Origin of the sequence: Pseudorhizobium xiangyangii (genome assembly GCF_020531965.1) — a bacterium.
In the GTDB taxonomy this organism is placed as follows: domain Bacteria; phylum Pseudomonadota; class Alphaproteobacteria; order Rhizobiales; family Rhizobiaceae; genus Neorhizobium; species Neorhizobium xiangyangii.
Genome location: NZ_JAJAWH010000093.1, coordinates 1 through 1,405 on the forward strand (window position 1 = coordinate 1; position 1,405 = coordinate 1,405).

General features: G+C 56.8%; 1 protein-coding gene. It reads left to right on the plus strand.

All coding sequences use genetic code 11. The features are described from left to right. Positions 1-814: DUF637 domain-containing protein (locus LH464_RS24330; RefSeq protein ID WP_226788971.1), on the plus strand; the 814-nt coding region annotated here is incomplete at its 5' end. Between the last annotated feature and the right edge of the window lie 591 nt (positions 815-1,405).

Consider the following 1,405-nt stretch of genomic DNA (forward strand, 5'->3'; position numbering starts at 1 on the left):
GGTCACAGCCGGGCTGACGGCGGGAATTAACATTCCCTTCGCCAAAGGCAGTCCCTTCCTCGAAAACCTGATCCCGGGCTTCGGCAACAAGCAACTCACGATGGCAAAGCTGCTGAATGGGTTCCTGGATGATGCCATCTCGGCGGGCATATCTTCACTAGCTTATGACACCGACTTTGGCACGACACTGCTCAATTCGATGCTGCAGACCGTCATCAGCGCCGTGGCAGGAGCAGGAATTTATGAGGTTGCGGAGGTGCATGGACACCTCGCGCAGTCCATTGAAAAGACACTCGCCAAAGCGTTGATCAATTGTGCAGCCGCAGAAGCAACCGGCGGTGACTGCGCCGCTGCCGCAGCCGGAACGATTATCACCGATCTGGCCTTTGCCAATGGACTGACGGCGGACACACCCGACCAGCTGCGTAAACAGGTGCAATTGATCGCCGCCGTGAGCGGATGGCTTCTGTCAGGCGGCGATCCGTCAAAGGTCTACGATACCGTCGACGCTGCCCTCCTTGACTACGACAACAATATCGCACCTGCCCTGGCGATCATCTTCATCATCGGTGCCCTGACTGCCGCGGACTACGTGCTCACCGCCTACGACGCATACGATCTCGCCACCACCGGGCTCGCCTGTGACGGAGGTGATCAGTCGGCATGCGATCGTGTCGTCGAGATGGCCAAGGAATTTGCCTTCGACACTGCCATCGGCGCGACGATCGGAACGATCATCCCAGGCGACAAGGTCGGCCTCAAGCACAAGTGCCGGCATTTGAGTTGGTCGATCAACGCCTCTCCATCGAGGTAGAACTCGACATTGAGGGGCTCGGACCCTATGCAGGGGATCTCTCTGCTTTCATTTCCACGCCAGAACAGCTCGAAGAGTCGCGCGCGGCGGCAAAAGTCCGTGCGGACAAGATTCTCGAAATTGAAAGGCGAAATAAGGCGCACTAGGCGACAACCGTGCGCCGAGGCTGTCGGCGCAAACGTGCTCGCGATCCTGCTATGCGCCCTTCGCGCCCCCCGGTTCGATCTTCTCCAGCCGCCCCCGGGGATGATCATCAATACTCTTGACCAAGCACATGATCGTGCGGCTGACGGGCGACACCCCGACGCACTTGACGATGTTTCGCGGGAAGCTTCAGACTATGGGATCGGAGCGCCTTTCGCGTACGTTTGACTCTGCGAATGGACATTTGTCGGAGCTAGGTTCCGTAGACCGGAAATATGACACGGAATCCGTTCTATCAAACACTTACTCCATGCTGGTAACGGGTTGCCGATTTGAATCCGTTCAAGAGCTTAAAATCGATGCGAAGGGGCGAAGAAGGCCTAAATGCTATGGCGCTTGTCATTCATTTGCATTACCATGTCTATAGAAGTGGAGATAGCTATGGTC